The organism is Campylobacter sp. BCW_6873, from assembly GCF_001762365.1.
Lineage (GTDB): Bacteria > Campylobacterota > Campylobacteria > Campylobacterales > Campylobacteraceae > Campylobacter_D > Campylobacter_D jejuni.
Genome location: NZ_MJWS01000077.1, coordinates 82,244 through 98,726, shown reverse-complemented (window position 1 = coordinate 98,726; position 16,483 = coordinate 82,244). Strand labels below are relative to the sequence as shown.

Here is a 16,483-nt window from a genome sequence, read left to right as displayed (position 1 = left end):
TTTATCTTAAATGATTAAAAAATTAACTAAAGTGAATTCAAAAAATGAAAAAAGTGTTATAATATAGCAAATTCCGAAGTTTAATAAGGAGGGAAAAATGGAAGAATTTTATCCATATACTTTAACAATCCATCTTCTTTGTGCTATTTTGTTTATAGGTTATTTGTTTGTTGATGTATTTGTTTTGGGCGTAGTTAAAAAGAAAAATCCTAATTTTGACAAAAGTCTTTTTAGTGCTACTGGGGTTAAAATAATGCCTTTTGTGGTTCTTTTGCTTTTTTTAAGCGGAGGTGCTTTGGCAGGTTTTCATTTTAAACCTTTAAATTTACTTTTTGCTATAAAAATTATTTTGGCTTTTGGAATTTTATCTTTAGTTGTTTTTTCTTTATTTTGTCATTTTATATTAAAGAAGAAAAACCCGCTTGGTGCTTTTATCCATCCTTTTGTATTTGTGCTTTGTATCGCGATAGTAATACTGGCTAAATTAATGAATTATTTTTTTATACCTTGCTAAGAAATACTCCACATTCAAGATGTGGAGTATTGGCAAATTGATCAAAAAGAGCAAACTCTTCCACTCTATGTGTTAGACTTAATTCTTTTAAATTTTCTTTTAAAGTGATAGGATTGCAAGAAATATAAATAATATTTTCATATTTTTTTATTAAGTCAATTACGCTTTTATCAAGTCCTGCACGGGGTGGATCAACTAAAACATGAGAGAAATTAAAATCATCTAATCGAATATCTTTTAAACGAAAAAATTCTCTTTCTTTTTTGATAGCAAGACTTAATTCTTCGCTTGAAAGTCTTGCAAAGTGGATATTTGTTGTATTGTTAAGCTCGCAATTTTTTAAAGCAAAATTAATATTGCTTTTTGAAATTTCAGTGGCTAAAATTTTAAAAAAGAATGGTGCTAAAGCTAAAGTAAAATTTCCATATCCACAGTAAAGCTCAAGTAAATCCATTCTTTTTTGAGTGCTTAAAATTTCACATACCCAAGTAATCATTTTTTCATTTATAGCAGTATTAGGCTGAATAAAACAATCGTTGTTAAATTCATAAAATATTTTTCTATCTTGAATATTTAAAGTTTGTCTTAGATTTTCTGTTTTAAAAATAAGTTTTTTGCCTTTACTTCTTGCTATAAGGTTGATATGAAGAATATTGCTTAAATTTTCTAAATTTGACTTTATATCTTCTATATTTTTATGATAAAGTAAAGTTATGCTAAGTTCTTGCTTTGTGGTTAAAAACTCCACGCCAAAAAGTTTTTCTTTTAATTTGCTATCTTGACGCAAGCATTCTAGAAGTTTTGGCATAAAAGCGCAAATTTTTTCATCAGCAAAATCTAAATATTCTATAATGTACTTTTTTTTGCTTTTTGGATCAAACATTGCATAAAAAAGAGTATCATTTTCATGATAAAATGAAAGTTCAACTCTTGTACGATAATGTTTATCTTTTGAGGCAAAAAGTTTAAATTCCTTTGTATAAAATTCTTTAAAATATTTTTTTATGAAAGAGTGTTTTTCATCTAAAGTAAGAAAATTTCCAAAATTTTCAAGACTCATGGAACTTTCTTTCCGATGAGTCTTAGTAAAAGCGCAATAAGTATAAAATTTAAAGGCAAGACAAACCAAACGCTAAGTCCTAAAGATACAGGAATATATCCAGCGATTAAAGAAATACCACAGATAAATAGAGCATAAGGAATTTGTGTTCTTACATGCTCCATATGATCGCATTTTGCACTCATAGATGAAAGGATTACATTATCTGAAATTGGTGAGCAATGGTTTCCAAAAATCGCACCTGTTAAAACGCAGCTTATATTAATGACCATATAATGATGCATAGCATTTGCATCCATACCATTGATTTTGGCGATTTCATGAGCTAAAGGCACAGCCAAAGGCATTAAAATCCCCATAGTTCCATAGCTTGTTCCTATGGCAAAAGAAATGGCTGAAGCAAAAGCAAAAATAGTAGCAGGTAAAATAAACTCAGGCAATTTATCTGCAAGTAGACTGGTGATAAATAAAGAAGTTCCTAGATCTTTTACTATACTTGAAAGCGACCAAGCAAATAAAAGCAATACTATGGTAAAAATCATGGTTTTCCAGCCATATATCCAAGTTTCTACCGCTTCTTTAAGATTGAAAATTTTACGACGCACCCCGATAAAAATCGCTGCAATAGCAGCAAACAAAGCAGCTTGGAATAACACCACAGAAGAATCAGCATTTCCAAAAGCAGCCCTAAAAGTTTCAAAAGACAAAGGATTGGCACTTGCTTTTGCAAGTTCTTCGCCTTCTAAAGTGCTAAGTCCATTAAAATAAAATCCTAATATAGCTAAAATGATTAAAGTAAAAATAGGAACAATAGCATCAAAAGCACGAATTTTAATACCTTCTTTTGGCGCTAAAAACTGATCTTCTAATTCAGCAGTATCTAGCGTGCCTGATTTAGGTAGAGGTGCAATTTGTCCTGTGGTTCTTGCACGCACTTCAGCCTTGTACATAGAGCCAAACTCACGTCCCATGATTGCAGTCATGACTACAAAAAAAAGCATGAAGATATTATAAAAACGATAAGGTATGGTTTCGACAAAAATTCCAAAAGCACTAATATCGCTAATGCCTATGTGTTCATAAGCGGTTTTAATTAAGGAAACTTCTAAGCCTATCCAAGTGGAAATTACAGCTATTCCTGCCACAGGAGCTGCGGTAGAGTCGATAATAAAGGCAAATTTTTCACGAGAAATTTTAAATTTATCCGCCAAAGGACGCATAATTGGACCTACGATCAGTAAATTAGCATAATCATCAAAAAATATTAAAAGCCCTAAAAACCAAGTATTAACTTGAGCTGATACAGCTGATTTGGCTCTTTTGGCAAATTTTAATGCTACAGCTTTTGCACCACCCATTTTTGTGATAAGCGCCACAAGACCACCTATACAAAGAATTTGTAAAATGATTCCCGCATTTACTGGATCAGAAGTTGAACCTAAGATATAAGAAATAATCTTTGAAAAAGATTCTACTGCAGTATTATAAAAATTTACAAAAGCTAAATGTTGTGCTTTGAAAATATTTGCAGAAAGGCTAAGTAGAAAAGTTCCACTTAAAACTCCAGCAAAGAGTGACAAAATAACATCTTTTGTGATAAAGGCTAAAGCAATAGCAACTAAAGGTGGTATAAGCGTAAAAACTCCAAATAAATTAGCATTTGCAGCTGCTTCTGAGGAGTTTGCAAATGCAACTAAAGGTAAAAACAATAAAACTAAAAATTTATTCATTCATCTCTTTCTATATAAAATCCATTCCAAGTTTGTGTTACCGGCATAAGCTCGATTTCATTAACATTAATATGGCTTGGTAGGTTAATAATAGACATTACCACTTTGGCAATATCATTAGCACTGATAAATTGCGTATTTTCATACACTGCATCAGCTTTTTGGATATCTCCTTTAAAACGCACTTCACTAAATTCAGTTTTGCAAAGTCCTGGAGCAATGTTTGTTACTTTGATATTGCTTCCTCTAAGATCATTTCTTAAGGCCAATGAAAATTGTCCTACAAAGGCTTTGGTTCCACAATACACATTGCCTCCAAAATAAGGATTGCGTCCTGCAACCGAACCTAAGTTAAAAATATAAGCATTTTTTTGTTTACGAAGTATAGGAATAACAGCTTTTGCAACATATAAAAATCCTTTGATGTTTGTATCTACCATAGTGTTAATATCTTCAAGGTTTAATTTATCAAATTCATCTACCCCTAAAGCTAAACCTGCATTATTAAAAAGCACATCAATTTCTTGAAATTCTTTGGGTAAATTTTCAATAGCCTCAAAGATTTCTTTTTGATTTCTTACATCTATGCAAAGCGTATAAATCTTATCTTTGTGAGCATTTTTTAACTCTTCTAGACGCTCTTTGCGTCTAGCAAGGGCGATTACTTTGTAGCCTTTTTGTATAAAAGCTTCAACGCAAGCTCTACCAAAACCTGAACTAGCTCCTGTAATAAATGCGGTTTTCATTCTAAACTACCTCCGTAAAATAGATTTTCGTTTGCTTTTAAACCCAAGCTTTTTAGATAATCAGCATTTTCTTTTTTACCTGCTGCTAGCGCAAAGTCAAGCGCATTAAAACCAAGATCATCAACAGCATTAAAATTTGCTCCTTTTGAAATAAGAAGTTTTAAAATTTCAACATTTCCATAGGCTGCAGCATGCATTAAAACATTTTTTGAAGTGTGCTCTAGAGCACAAAATGTAATAAAATAAGGCGTATTTGAACCTATGTTCGCACTTAATGCTAATTTTTCATTGTTATTAATATATTTTTGATTAAAATTTGCTCCATTATCAAGAAGTAGTTTTATGATATCAAGGCGATTAAACTCTATGGCATAAAAAAGTGGGGTTTTACCAAAGGCATTGGCTTGATTAACATTCGCTCCATTTTGGATTAAAAAATTTGTATTTTCATAATTTTCCAATGCGTAAAAAATAGCACTTTCATAACCTTCGTCAATCCTAGCACCAAAACGAATCAAAAGTTCTAAAATTTCTTTTTCTCTTTGATTTAGAAGCGCTGCTTGCAAGGCTATCGTAAGATCATCTTGGCTTGGATTATTTGAAAAAATAAAATCTTGTATATAAGATACCGAATAATTTTTATTTGACATGATTTTTGCTAAAGGACTAATGTCTTTGTAAATTTTTGTTTCACCAACAGCCCAATTTAAAAATTCGTTTAAAGCATTGCTAGTATAGTAAATATTACTACCTTTGTCAAAATTAAAATTACTTTCAAAATACTTTTCTAAAGGTTCTATAGCATTGTTATATTCTTTCCAAAAAGCTTTGTAAAGTCTAAAATTTCCTATACTTTGATATGCCCAATATCTAAAATAAGATTTTAAAATATCATATTTTTTTTCTAAATTTTCGGGTGTATCTAAAGTTTTTTGATAAGCGATGGGATCGATAGCTATTTTTAATAATAAAAAATCAAATTGTTGTAATTTGGGCAAATAAGCCACACCATTACAAGAGCTATTGCTTCCGCGAATTTCATTGGAAATCGCATAGAGTTTTTTTGTAAAATCTTGATTTTTTAAAGATTCTTTACAGCTTGAAGCTATATTTAAATAATCTAAATTTGAACTTTTATTTAGCAATGTTTTATTATTTTTAATGTTGTCGCAGTTAATGGCATCGCTAGCCATTAAACTTGCAAAACAACAAAAGGAAGTGAATAATAACTTCAATATTTTTCCTTTGAAAATTTTAATTTTGTTATTTAATCCAAATAAGTATTAAATTTGAATTAATTTTCAAGTTTGAAATTTTCAATCTCATTAAAATTTAAATATCTATAGATATTTGCCTTATGCTCATCACTTAGTTTTTCGCTGACAATTTGTAAGTATTCTTCCTTGCTTGGAATTTTACCCAAAATCGCACAAACTGCCGCAAGTTCTGCACTGCCTAAATATACTTTAGCACCCATTCCCATACGGTTGTCAAAATTTCTTGTAGAAGTTGAGAAAACTACAGCTCCATCATTTACTCTAGCTTGATTACCCATACATAAAGAACAACCAGGAACTTCTATTCTAGCACCTGCTGCACCAAAGATGCTGTAATAACCTTCATTGGTAAGTTGTGCTTTATCCATTTTTGTTGGAGGCACTACCCAAAGTCTGGTTTTAAGTATGCCTTTATCTTTTAAAATTTCTCCCAAAGCTCTATAATGTCCTATATTTGTCATACAAGAACCTACAAAAACTTCATCTATATTTTTTGGACGCTTATCATCGGCTAAAATTTCACTTAAGGTTGCTACATCATCAGGGTCATTTGGACAAGCTAGGATTGGCTCTTTAATGTCATTAAGGTTAATATCTATAATATAAGCGTATTTTGCATCTTTATCTGCTCTTAAAAGAGTAGGGTTTTTAAGCCATTCTCTCATTTTTTCAGCCCTTCTAGCAAGGGTAGCTTTATTCTCATATCCTGCTTCTATCATAGCTTCAATTAAAGAAATATTGGATTTGATATATTCGCTTACACTTTCTATGCTTAAATCCACACTACAAGCAGCTGCAGATCTTTCAGCACTTGCATCACTAAGTTCAAAAGCTTGTTCGACTTTTAAGTTTGGCAAGCCTTCTATTTCTAAAATTTTTCCTGCAAAAATATTTTTCTTATTTTTCTTTTCAACGGTAAGTTGTCCTTGTTTGATTGCGTAATAAGGTATAGCATTAACCAAATCTCTTAAGGTAACTCCAGCTTGTAATTCCCCGCTAAAACGCACTAAAACACTTTCAGGGACATTTAAAGGCATAGAACCAGTAACTGCAGCAAAAGCCACAAGTCCACTTCCCGCAGGGAAAGAAATTCCTATAGGAAAGCGTGTGTGAGAATCCCCACCCGTTCCTACGGTATCTGGCAATACAAAACGATTAAGCCAAGAGTGAATAACCCCATCACCTGGTTTTAAACTTACCCCACCACGACTTGTCATGAAATTGGGCAAGGTTTTATGTAAATTTGAATCGCTTACTTTTGGATAAGCAGCTGTATGGCAAAAGCTTTGCATCACAAAGTCTGCATTAAAACCTAGGCTTGCAAGTTCTTTAATTTCATCTCTAGTCATAGGACCTGTGGTATCTTGAGAGCCTACAGTTAAAGTTATAGGTTCTATATACATACCTGGACGCACGCCTTCAACTCCACAGGCACGACCTAGCATTTTTTGAGCCAAGGTATAACCACCGCTTGAAGATTTAGGTTGTTCAGGTTTGGTAAAGATATTTTCACTTTCCATTCCTAAAAATTCTCTAGCCTTAGTACAAAGCCCGCGACCTATGATAAGTGGGATTCTTCCTCCTGCTCTAACTTCATCTAAGAGAGTGTTTGGACTGAGTGTAAATTCTGCAATTGTAGAGCCATTTTTTATGATTTTTCCCTCATAAGGATGAATTTCAAACTCATCGCCCATTTCTAAGTTTGTTACATCACAGATAATAGGTAAAGCCCCGCTATCTTGAGCAGTGTTAAAGAAAATCGGTGCTATAGTTGAACCCATTACTATACCACCGCTATGCTTGTTTGGCACACCTTCTATTTCTTTTCCTAAATGCCATTGTATAGAATTTATTGCTGATTTTCTACTTGAACCTGTTCCTACAACATCACCTACATAAACTACTTCGCGACCGCTTTTTTTAAGCTCTTTGATTTTTTCTAAGGATCCTGCTTGTCTTACCTTTAGCATGGCATTTGCATGCAAAGGAATATCGCTTCTTGTAAAAGCATCTCCTGCAGGGCTTAGATCGTCGGTATTTGTTTCACCTGCTACTTTGAAAACTATACATTTAATCACTTGAGGTAATTTTTCTTTTTTGTTAAACCAGTCCGCATTTGCCCAGCTTTGTAAAACTTCCTTAGCGTGTGGATTGTTTTTGCTAAGTTCAGCTATGGTATGAAAATTATCATGAACAAAAATAATATTTTTCAACACTTCTGCAGAATCTTTGGCTATGTTTTCATCTTTTAAGGCATCAATTAAAACTTTAACATTATATCCGCCTAGCATAGTTCCAAGCATTCTTAAGGCTCTTTTTTTGTCTATATTTGGAGCGCTGATTTTGCCTTTAAGTATAGAATCTAAAAATTCACATTTTACTAAAGCTGCATCATCAACACCAGGATTTACTCTATTTTCTAAAAGATTTGCAAGCTCTTCATTATTTTCATTTTCAAGTAGTTTACAAAGTTCTTTAGTTTGATTTGCATTTAAAGGAAGGGGTGGTATACCCAAAGCGGCTCTTTCTTCAACAAGTTTATTGTATTCTTGCATAAAAGACATTTTCTACTCCTTAAATATTTTTTATTATAATTGTAGCTCTTTGAAGGATAAAAAATGTTTAAAGTTTATTATAAAATGCCTTTATGTTACCTATCTTTACATAGTGATGGAAAATTTTTAACTAGAGTCGATTTTTGTGATAATAAAAGATCAGAAAAAAATTGTAGTTTGCTTGACTTAGCAAAATATGAACTTGATTTATATTTTACTCATAAGCTTAGAAAATTTAGCATTCCTGTTTTGATACAAGGTACAGATTTTGAATCAAAGGTTTATAAGGCTTTAATGAAAATTCCTTATGGTAAAATAGCTACTTATAAAGATATAGCAGAAAAAATTAATCATCCAAAAGCTTTTAGAGCTGTCGGAAATGCAAATTCTAAAAATCAAATTCCTATTTTTATACCTTGTCATAGAGTTATTGCAAGCAATGGCATAGGAGGATATAATGGAGGGCTTGAAATAAAAAGATTTTTGCTTGAAAATGAAGGAGTGAATTTAAAATAAGCTTGGGGTTTGATTTTCTTTGTTTTCAAATTCTTGTTCAAAAATATCATAATTTTCAAGAATTAAACAATATTTAAAATTTTTTAATTTTCTTAAATCTGAAAGCTGATTATAGGAAAAATCACAAAATAAAGAATTTTTAGAAGCAATTTTAAAGTCTTTTATGTTTTTAAATTTTTCTTTCCAGAATTCAAAGGTATTTTGGTTGTTGCTTACAATAAACGCTTGAGAGCTTGAACCAAAAGGAGTGATTTCAAATTTATCATCAATAAAATAAATTTTAAAATCATCAATCTTATTAAAGTCAAATATTATTTTTTGATTTTTTTCTTTTAAAAAAGAAATAATTTTTGCAAAACTATTTGCGTAAAAAAAAGGTAAATTAAGATTTTTAAAATATAAATTTTCACAAATCAAAGTTGTAAAAAAAAAGCTAGATCGCGATAATAAAGTAAAATTAGCATCTTTTAGACTATGAGAATAGGCACAAAGTTTATTTAAGTAATTTTCTTCACAGTAGCAAAAAATTTCACCCTTTTTTGCTTTGATTAGTTTTTCAAAATCAGCAAAAATATTTCCTTTTAAAATGTTAAAATAAAAAGCCTTGCAAAGACTTAGTTCGTAAGATTTAAAAAGTAAAAATTCACATTCTTTATCTTCACAAAAAAAGCGTAAAAATCTTACAAGAGCTTGTTCTAGATTTTCTACTCTAAAGTAAAAAATGTCTTTATCTTCAATAGTAATGTCATTTTCTGTAATTATAGCATAAGCGCCTTTTTTTACAGCTTGGGTAATTTCTTTTTTATCGTTATTAAAGAAGGCAAAGCCTGCTTTAAGTTCGTTTAAATTTATGGCAAAACCTTCCACGCTTAAAACGCTACCTTCATGAACGAGTGTCGCGTTTAAAAGTTCACCTAAATTGCTAATTTGCATATTTTAGCCTACTAAAGAACCGTTTTGCACAAGTTGTTCAGGGGTGATTAAAACAAGTTTATCTCCGCTTTTTGCAGAAAGTATCATACCATCGCTTTCATGTCCAAAAATTTTAGCTTTTTTAAGATTACTTATAACACATACTTGTTTACCGATTAAATCACTGGCTTTATAGTATTTTGCTATGCCTGAGAGTACTTGACGGATCTCTTTATTGTCAAGTTCGAGTTGAAATTTTAAAAGTTTTTCACTCCCTTCTATATTTTGACAATCAAGTACCTTAGCAACTTTGATTTCAATTTTTGCAAAATCATCGATTTTTATTTTAGGACTTTCTTCTTTTTTAGGTTCTTCTTTAATTTCTTGTTTTAAAAGAGCTTTTTCTACTTTTGGAAATAAAGCTTCACAAGGATTTGCTTTAAAATCTAAAAGTTTATTATCAAGTATCATTTTTGCGTAATTTGCAGACGAAATTTCAAAATTTAAAGCCAAAGCTACTTTTTGACAAGATTTTGGTAGAGCAGGGCTTAGCAAAAGACTTGTTTTAGCTAAAATATTTGCACAAAGTGCTACTAAAGCATTAGCTTGTTCGTGTTTGTTTTCTTTGATTAAATTCCAAGGTTCGTATTTGCTAATGGCTAAATTTGCCACACTTAAGGCTTTAAAAAGTTCTTCTAAATAACGATTACACTGTAAGTTTTCTAAAAATTCTACCGCTAAATTTAAGTGTTCTTTTACTTGATTTAATTCAGCATTGTAAAATTTTAAAACACTTTCTTTTGAAATATTTCCTTGAGAATATTTTGTACTCATACCTATAATGCGATTAAGTAAATTTCCAAATTCATTGCTTAGTTCAGCATTGATACGATTTATCAGCATATTTTCGCTAAAATCCCCATCATTACCAAAAGGTACTTCTCTAAGCAAGAAATACCTAAAAGCTTCGCTTCCATAAGCATCAACTATTTCTTTAGGTTTTACAACATTGCCTTTAGATTTGCTCATTTTTTCACCTTCTTTAGTCCACCAGCCATGTGCACCTATAAATTTTGGCAAAGGCAAATCCACGCTCATTAAAAAAGCTGGCCAATAAATGGCATGAAAACGCAAGATATCTTTTCCTACTAAATGCACATGCGCAGGCCAAAATTTAGCATTTTCTCCCTTGCTTTGAAAATCAAGCGAACTTATATAGATAAAAAGTGCATCAAGCCATACATAAATAATATGTTTATCATCATTAATTTCTTGAGGCAGTTTAATCCCCCAATCAAAACTTGTTCTTGTAATAGAAAGATCTTTAAGGCCGCTTTGGACAAAATTTATAAGTTCGTTTTTTTTGTTTTTTGGTAGGATGGGATCTTTTTCTTCATACCATTGTAAAATTTTATCTTGATATTTTGAAAGTTTGAAAAAATAGCTTTCCTCTTTTAAAATTCTAGTTTGTTTGCCACAATCCGGACAAGAACAATCATTGATAAGCTGACTTTGAGTAAAAAAGCTTTCACAAGAAATACAATAGTGTCCTTCGTATTCATCTTTATAAATATCACCTTTTTGCCACATTTTTAAAAACATAGCTTTAACAAATTCAATATGTCTTGTATCAGTTGTTCTTGCGTAAATATCATAGGTGATTTCAAATTCATCCCATAATTTTTTAAATTCAAAACTGATTTTATCAGCATATTCTTGAGGAGTGGAATTTCTTAGTTTGGCAGCTTCTTCGATTTTTTGTCCATGCTCATCTGTTCCTGTTAGAAATCTTGTTTCATGTCCTTGCAAACGATAAAATCTTGCTAAAGTATCGGCTATGATGGTAGTATAAGCATGACCTAAATGAGGTACATCATTTACATAATAAATTGGTGTTGTAATATAACGCATTTTTTTCCTTTAAAAGTCAAATCCGCCTTCGGTTTTACCCTTAGACATACTATTATAGACTGCATCAACATAATTTTTTCTAGTTTGGCAGTTAAAAATTTCATTGCAATTATAACAAGAGTTTAGGTTTTTTGAGTTTTGACATGAAAGTAAAATTTCTTTCTTTTTATCCATATCAAGTTCAAATTCATCTCTAATCTCACTCATTGTAAGCCTTTAAAAGTTTTGAAATTTCATATTCTGAGCCAAAAAAACAAGGAGTTGTAGCATGGATTTTATCAAATTCAAGTTCAAGTAAGGAGTGATTTTTTCCATTTGTGGTTTTTCCGCCTGCTTTTTCTATAATAAAGGCTAAAGGAAAGACTTCAAAAAAAGCACGAAGTTTGCCATTAGGCGCATCTTGTGTTGCAGGATAACTAAAAATCCCACCCCCTTTTAATAAAATTTGATTGATATCGCTTACCATAGCCCCAGAATATCTTAAGCGATATCCTTCATCAAAAAGACTTTTGACAAATTTAGCGTGTTTTTCTTCCCAAAATTTTTGCGTTCCGCCTGTAGCATTAATTTTGCCTTTTTCATTCATTTTAAGATCTTTTATAAAAATAAATTCATTATTTGCATTTAGGCGATAAAGTTTTGGTTGATCTTTGCAAATCACAAGTTCTAAGCGCGCTCCATACATACTATAAAGTGCAGCTCTTAAATTTTTGGCATTTGCTTTTTCTTCATAGATGGCAAAAATAGAACCTATAGCAAAATTAACATCCATTAAGCTAGAACCATCTAAAGGATCATAAGCTACGATAAAATTTGCTTTTTTATTAAGCGTTAAAATTTCGTCTTTTTCTTCACTTATGATGGCTTTAATGCTTGAACATTGACTTAGGGTTTTTGTGATGATTTCATCGCTTAAAACATCAAATTTGAGTTGGGTATCGCCTGTAAAATTTTGATTTTGACTGTAGCTTGTATCGGGAAATTTTAAAGCGTTAGAAATTTCTAAAACAGCTTTTTGTATATAAGAAATCACTTCTTGCATTTTATAATTCTCCTTGTAAATTTTTAGCATTTTTAAGTATATATTGACAAATAGCTTGTATATCGTTTAAATCAAGCCAAGTAAGATAAGGGTGAGAAATTTTTTCATAGCTTGCAATGGCGTTTGAAAAAGTAAAATAACTTTCATCAATTTCTTTGCAAAATACGCTAATGCGTGGTAAATCAAGAGTTTTCAATCCTTCAACCAAACAAATGTCAAAATCAGGGCTTAATTTTAAAGCTTTTAAAATATCTCTATTTTCATGAGAAAAAAAAGTTGTTCTTGTAGGGCTTAAAACCATGACTTCAGCTCCGCTTTGAAAAAATTTAAAACTATCTTTACCGTTAAAATCAAATTGAGATTTATCGGCAGGATCATGTTTAATGATTAAAACTTTTAAATTTTGTTGCAAAAAATTATCAGCTATTTTGGTGATGAGTGTAGTTTTTCCTGAATTTGAAGGCCCGCTAAAAGCTATGATAAGTTGTTTCATAAAATATACTCTTAATTTTTTTTGTAAAATTATATCTTTTTAAACCAAAAAATAGGGTTAAAAGGCTACAATAATACTAAAAAATATGGAAAAAGAATGAAAATTTATAGTGTAATTTTAGGTACTTTTTTGCTTGGAGCTTGTTCTTTAAAAGATCAGGCGATTGTGGATACAAATTTAAAATCTCAAACTTTAATGTTTACTCAAAAATACAAAATCACACAAGATAAGATTAATGCCATTATAACCATGTCTTATTTAAACCCAATTCTAGACAAGATAAGTAAAGATGATGTATTGGCCTTGTCTTTTACTCCAAATACATTAAAAATTCAAAATTTAGAAGTTTTTATCAATAATAAAAAAGCCAATATTGAAAAACTGGATGATGAGTATTTAAAATATATAATACAAAATAACTATACTGATTATTTTAAAGTATCTCTTCCTAGTGTCAAGGAAGAGACTAGGCTTGTAGCTAAGATTTGTTTAGATCATTTGCCTTGTTTTGAATTAAATTTTCAAAAATATCCGAAATCTTTATACTATCGTTCAGAAGATGTCGATACACAATATAATTAGCTAGAACTTTTTTTCCGTAAATTCGGCTTTCTTGATAAGGAACTAGCTCCATAGACAAGAAAGGCTCAAATTTGCCCGTCTTAAACATATCATTTCTTGCAAGCATACGGTTAGTAAATCCTATACCACCATTATAAGCATAAGCGACAAAAAGTGGAGATTTTAAACGTGATTCAAGGTAATTTAGATGATAGTTTCCAAAGTAATATGCTATTTCAGGTTTAAACATAAAATCTTGATCGAAATTTGGAATTTTTAATTCTTTTTCCCCTATGTGATTGGCTAAAAATGGCATAAATTGCATCATGCCTAAAGCATAAGAAACTGAAATAGCAGTTGGAATAAAACGACTTTCTTGTCTGGCAATAGCCAAAATTAAAGCTTGTCTTGTTTTATTATAGTCTTTTATATTGTCATAATAAGGCATTATAAAATAATGTTTTTTAAAATTATTTTTGCGTTCTAATATGTAAGCATAAATAGGCAAGGTTTCTTGTGTGTCAAATTCTTTTGCCAAGACATCTAGTTGACTTGCATTAGCATCGCGAATTTGTTTGTTTATTTTTTGCCAAGCAAAAGGATCTTGCATATTAAAATTATTTTTTTTCTTGCTTGGATTAAGGCTTTCTATCTTTGGAAAAGGTGTGTTAGTAAGTTCTTTTGCGTAAAGACTATAAATATTTAAAGAAGAACTTTGCGATAAAGTTTTTAAATCTTCTTCATTGTTTTTAATCAACCATATCCAAAATATAGCATTGTCTTTATTGCTTTGCGATTTAAAACTTTGAGCCGCCTTTTTAAAAAAGTCATAAGCAAGCTCTGTTTTATCATAAGTTAAGGCATTGACTCCTAAATAGAAAGCAGAATCTTCACTTACATTTTCAGGATTTATTTCTAGCATAGAATGTCTAAATTTTGGATTTTCTTTTTTAATAATAATATTTTGTGCAAAATCTTTAAAACCAATGTGGTTTGGTAGTTTATTGACTAAACTTGTATTTAAATCTAAGTCGTATTTTTTAGAATAATTATAAAGTTTAAAAAAACCATTAATATCTTCTTTTTGTGCTATATAGCTCATAGGATCAGAAGTATTAAAAGCTAGCAATAAATTTGTCAAATCAGGTCTTTGATTTTTAAAGGTTTGAGCTAAAGTAGTTCGGTCTTTGGAATTTAAACTTGCTATAAAAACTAATGAATTTAAGCGCACACTTTGACAAGTTAAATTTGCATCTAAGATAGTATTTGCTGTATAGGTATAGCATTTAGCATATTTTGGGTTGATATAAGGCTTTAAAGGAATGATTTTTTCAAGTTCGGATTTAATTTTTCCTATATAGCGAAAAATATGAGAATTTAAATCCTGTGCATCTTTTTTACTGATTTTATTTTTTTCTAAAAGCCTATAAATATAATAATCCTTAGCAAGTGAATTTTCTTCTTTTTTGAGTTTTTCTATGCTATATTGTGTAGCATTTAAACTTGAAAAAATAAATAAAAAAATGAGTATTTTTTTTATCACAATATACTCCTTAAGATATTCCCAAGAAAAATACCAAGAAACTGCAATGCTAAGACTATAATCAAAGGTGCAAGATCAATATTACCAATGCGTGTTGGAATTTTTCTAACTAAGGCGTAAGCAGGATAACTTAATTTATATAAAATTTGCACTATGGGATTATAAGGATCAGGGTTTACCCAGCTTAAAAGTGCTGTGATGATAATAATCCAAGTATAAATGTTAATGACAATTTGTAGTACTTGAAAAATAGAAATAATAAAAGAGTCTATAACCATAGTTAAATCCTTGCTAATTCGTGAATAAAATTTTTAATATAAGGATAAAGATCGCTAAGCTCAGGTCCGTGAATATTTCCTGTTAAAATTATCCTTAAAGGCATGAAAAATTTTTTACCTTTTAAGTCGCTTTTGCTTAAAAGTTCATTTTTAAAATCTTCATAGTTTTCAAAAAGTTCAATATCTTTTAAGAGTTCTTTTAAAATTTTACATTCTACTTCAAACTCGCCAAAGTCTTTTGTGCTAAAAATAGCTCGCATTTTTTCTTTAAGTTCTTTTATGGTGCTTGCTTCTTGAGTGTAAAATTTAGTAAGTTGTGCAAGATCTTTGTTTAAATCTAAAATTTTATTAAGCTCATCATCTTTGATCATTTTGATATGTTCACGATTGATTTGTAAGAGTTTTTTAAGATCAAATCTTGCGGGAGCTTTTGAAACTTTAGAAATATCAAACCATTTTATAGCTTCTTCTAAGGTAAAAATTTCACAAGGAGTTTTATTGCCTAGCATGATCAGATAATTTGCGATTGCACTAGGTAAAATTCCACTTTCAAGTAGCCATTTTACAGAAGAATGTGCTTCTCTTTTGCTCATTTTAACACCTTCTTCGTTTAAAATGATAGGCAAGTGCGCATAAGTTATGGCTTTATTATAGTCTAAACTTGCGCGGATATGTTCTTGTTTTGGAGTGTTTGAAACATGATCTTCTCCGCGTATAATACAAGTAACATTTTCAAGCATATCATCAACCGCACAAGCAAAATTATAAGTTGGAGTTTTATCCGTTCTCATAATCACAAAAGAGTCTATGTTTTCAGGTTTAAAACTTAATTCACCTTTGATAAAATCTGTAAATTTCATAGTGTGAGTAGGTTTTTTAAGACGGATAACAAAGGGTTTTTCACATTCTAAAACATCGATATCGGCTAGTTTTTCACAAGTGCCATCGTAGCGATAAGCTTTACCTTGTTTTTTAGCTAGCTCTTTTTTTGCTTCAAGTTCTTCTTCAGTACAAAAACAAGCAAAAGCTTTTTTTTCACTTACAAGTTTTAAAGCCATTTGGCGATGGAATTTTAAATTTTCACTTTGTATATAGTAATGCTGCCATGAAATACCAAAAAGATTTAAAATTTCTTTGATTTCTTCTTCTTTTCCTGCTATATTTCTAGCCTTATCAGTATCTTCAATACGTAAGATAAAATCCATATTTTTTTGTCTTGCACAGATATAGTTAAAAATTGCTGCGCGTAAATTTCCTATGTGCATATCACCTGTGGGAGAAGGTGCAAAACGGTACATTTTATAGCCTTTAAAATTATTTAAAAGTTTATTATAACAGAAAAATT

16 protein-coding genes are annotated in these 16,483 nt (G+C 30.4%); 3 read left to right on the top strand and 13 right to left on the bottom strand.

Going from position 1 to position 16,483, the window contains the following annotated elements:
• Positions 1-97: 97 nt before the first annotated feature.
• Positions 98-514 carry a membrane protein gene (locus tag AJ932_RS07025; protein ID WP_002861471.1) on the top strand — a complete coding sequence of 139 codons (417 nt, stop codon included), beginning with the start codon at positions 98-100 and terminating at the stop codon, positions 512-514.
• Here the strand turns inward: AJ932_RS07025 and trmA are convergent.
• The 5 genes from trmA to AJ932_RS07000 are packed head-to-tail and all read right to left on the bottom strand — an operon-like array spanning position 501 to position 7,891.
• Positions 501-1,574 carry a tRNA (uridine(54)-C5)-methyltransferase TrmA gene (trmA, locus tag AJ932_RS07020; RefSeq protein WP_002861472.1) on the bottom strand — a complete coding sequence of 358 codons (1,074 nt, stop codon included), beginning with the start codon at positions 1,572-1,574 and terminating at the stop codon, positions 501-503. The two genes, AJ932_RS07025 and trmA, sit on opposite strands and share 14 nt — an antisense overlap.
• The gene (locus AJ932_RS07015; RefSeq protein WP_002861473.1) at positions 1,571-3,304 is read right to left on the bottom strand and encodes a Na+/H+ antiporter NhaC family protein; all 1,734 of its coding nucleotides are present in this window, start codon (positions 3,302-3,304) and stop codon (positions 1,571-1,573) included. The genes trmA and AJ932_RS07015 overlap by 4 nt, the downstream gene beginning before the upstream one ends.
• On the bottom strand, positions 3,301-4,050 hold the full coding sequence (locus AJ932_RS07010; RefSeq protein WP_002861474.1) for an SDR family NAD(P)-dependent oxidoreductase: 750 nt from the start codon (positions 4,048-4,050) through the stop codon (positions 3,301-3,303). Before AJ932_RS07010 ends, AJ932_RS07015 begins: the two co-directional genes overlap by 4 nt.
• Positions 4,047-5,285 (bottom strand): ankyrin repeat domain-containing protein, encoded by a 1,239-nt coding sequence (locus AJ932_RS07005; RefSeq protein WP_032603315.1) that lies wholly within the window; start codon positions 5,283-5,285, stop codon positions 4,047-4,049. The genes AJ932_RS07010 and AJ932_RS07005 overlap by 4 nt, the downstream gene beginning before the upstream one ends.
• Before the next feature lie 59 nt (positions 5,286-5,344).
• Positions 5,345-7,891 (bottom strand): bifunctional aconitate hydratase 2/2-methylisocitrate dehydratase, encoded by a 2,547-nt coding sequence (locus tag AJ932_RS07000; RefSeq protein ID WP_070278581.1) that lies wholly within the window; start codon positions 7,889-7,891, stop codon positions 5,345-5,347.
• Positions 7,892-7,945: 54 nt separating this feature from the next.
• Between AJ932_RS07000 and AJ932_RS06995 the strand changes: the two genes are divergently transcribed.
• Positions 7,946-8,398: a methylated-DNA--[protein]-cysteine S-methyltransferase gene (locus AJ932_RS06995; RefSeq protein WP_002856786.1), complete on the top strand. Its 453-nt coding sequence runs from the start codon at positions 7,946-7,948 to the stop codon at positions 8,396-8,398.
• Here AJ932_RS06995 and AJ932_RS06990 read toward each other — a convergent pair.
• The 5 genes from AJ932_RS06990 to mobB are packed head-to-tail and all read right to left on the bottom strand — an operon-like array spanning position 8,390 to position 12,756.
• On the bottom strand, positions 8,390-9,331 hold the full coding sequence (locus AJ932_RS06990) for a hypothetical protein (protein WP_002861477.1): 942 nt from the start codon (positions 9,329-9,331) through the stop codon (positions 8,390-8,392). The genes AJ932_RS06995 and AJ932_RS06990 overlap by 9 nt on opposite strands.
• 3 nt (positions 9,332-9,334) lie before the next feature.
• Positions 9,335-11,221 carry a methionine--tRNA ligase gene (metG, locus tag AJ932_RS06985; protein ID WP_070233330.1) on the bottom strand — a complete coding sequence of 629 codons (1,887 nt, stop codon included), beginning with the start codon at positions 11,219-11,221 and terminating at the stop codon, positions 9,335-9,337.
• Positions 11,222-11,230: 9 nt separating this feature from the next.
• Complete coding sequence (locus AJ932_RS06980; protein WP_070248169.1) at positions 11,231-11,428, bottom strand: hypothetical protein; 198 nt, start codon at positions 11,426-11,428, stop codon at positions 11,231-11,233.
• Positions 11,421-12,263 carry a class 1 fructose-bisphosphatase gene (locus AJ932_RS06975; protein WP_002861480.1) on the bottom strand — a complete coding sequence of 281 codons (843 nt, stop codon included), beginning with the start codon at positions 12,261-12,263 and terminating at the stop codon, positions 11,421-11,423. The genes AJ932_RS06980 and AJ932_RS06975 overlap by 8 nt, the downstream gene beginning before the upstream one ends.
• 1 nt (position 12,264) lies before the next feature.
• A complete protein-coding gene (gene mobB / locus AJ932_RS06970) occupies positions 12,265-12,756 on the bottom strand; it encodes a molybdopterin-guanine dinucleotide biosynthesis protein B (protein ID WP_070233331.1) in 492 nt (163 codons plus the stop codon).
• 96 nt (positions 12,757-12,852) lie between these two features.
• Here mobB and AJ932_RS06965 point away from each other — a divergent pair, with 96 nt between their 5' ends.
• A complete protein-coding gene (locus AJ932_RS06965; protein ID WP_070276264.1) occupies positions 12,853-13,338 on the top strand; it encodes a hypothetical protein in 486 nt (161 codons plus the stop codon).
• Here AJ932_RS06965 and AJ932_RS06960 read toward each other — a convergent pair.
• The 3 genes from AJ932_RS06960 to gltX are packed head-to-tail and all read right to left on the bottom strand — an operon-like array spanning position 13,235 to position 16,436.
• Positions 13,235-14,860: a lytic transglycosylase domain-containing protein gene (locus AJ932_RS06960; RefSeq protein ID WP_079860123.1), complete on the bottom strand. Its 1,626-nt coding sequence runs from the start codon at positions 14,858-14,860 to the stop codon at positions 13,235-13,237. The two genes, AJ932_RS06965 and AJ932_RS06960, sit on opposite strands and share 104 nt — an antisense overlap.
• Complete coding sequence (locus tag AJ932_RS06955) at positions 14,857-15,138, bottom strand: YggT family protein (protein WP_002852501.1); 282 nt, start codon at positions 15,136-15,138, stop codon at positions 14,857-14,859. The genes AJ932_RS06960 and AJ932_RS06955 overlap by 4 nt, the downstream gene beginning before the upstream one ends.
• A 2-nt stretch (positions 15,139-15,140) precedes the next feature.
• Entirely contained in the window at positions 15,141-16,436 is a 1,296-nt protein-coding gene (gltX, locus tag AJ932_RS06950; RefSeq protein WP_070239618.1) for a glutamate--tRNA ligase, read from the bottom strand.
• Positions 16,437-16,483: the final 47 nt, after the last annotated feature.

Excerpts from the sequence above, each read along its gene's own strand:
- AJ932_RS06995 (WP_002856786.1), top strand. The coding sequence starts at position 7,946 with ATGTTTAAAGTTTATTATAAAATGCCTTTATGTTACCTATCTTTACAT.
- AJ932_RS07000 (WP_070278581.1), bottom strand. The coding sequence starts at position 7,891 with ATGTCTTTTATGCAAGAATACAATAAACTTGTTGAAGAAAGAGCCGCT.
- AJ932_RS06990 (WP_002861477.1), bottom strand. The coding sequence starts at position 9,331 with ATGCAAATTAGCAATTTAGGTGAACTTTTAAACGCGACACTCGTTCAT.
- mobB (WP_070233331.1), bottom strand. The coding sequence starts at position 12,756 with ATGAAACAACTTATCATAGCTTTTAGCGGGCCTTCAAATTCAGGAAAA.
- AJ932_RS06975 (WP_002861480.1), bottom strand. The coding sequence starts at position 12,263 with ATGCAAGAAGTGATTTCTTATATACAAAAAGCTGTTTTAGAAATTTCT.
- AJ932_RS07015 (WP_002861473.1), bottom strand. The coding sequence starts at position 3,304 with ATGAATAAATTTTTAGTTTTATTGTTTTTACCTTTAGTTGCATTTGCA.
- metG (WP_070233330.1), bottom strand. The coding sequence starts at position 11,221 with ATGCGTTATATTACAACACCAATTTATTATGTAAATGATGTACCTCAT.
- AJ932_RS07010 (WP_002861474.1), bottom strand. The coding sequence starts at position 4,050 with ATGAAAACCGCATTTATTACAGGAGCTAGTTCAGGTTTTGGTAGAGCT.
- AJ932_RS06980 (WP_070248169.1), bottom strand. The coding sequence starts at position 11,428 with ATGAGTGAGATTAGAGATGAATTTGAACTTGATATGGATAAAAAGAAA.
- trmA (WP_002861472.1), bottom strand. The coding sequence starts at position 1,574 with ATGAGTCTTGAAAATTTTGGAAATTTTCTTACTTTAGATGAAAAACAC.
- gltX (WP_070239618.1), bottom strand. The coding sequence starts at position 16,436 with ATGTACCGTTTTGCACCTTCTCCCACAGGTGATATGCACATAGGAAAT.
- AJ932_RS07025 (WP_002861471.1), top strand. The coding sequence starts at position 98 with ATGGAAGAATTTTATCCATATACTTTAACAATCCATCTTCTTTGTGCT.
- AJ932_RS06955 (WP_002852501.1), bottom strand. The coding sequence starts at position 15,138 with ATGGTTATAGACTCTTTTATTATTTCTATTTTTCAAGTACTACAAATT.
- AJ932_RS06965 (WP_070276264.1), top strand. The coding sequence starts at position 12,853 with ATGAAAATTTATAGTGTAATTTTAGGTACTTTTTTGCTTGGAGCTTGT.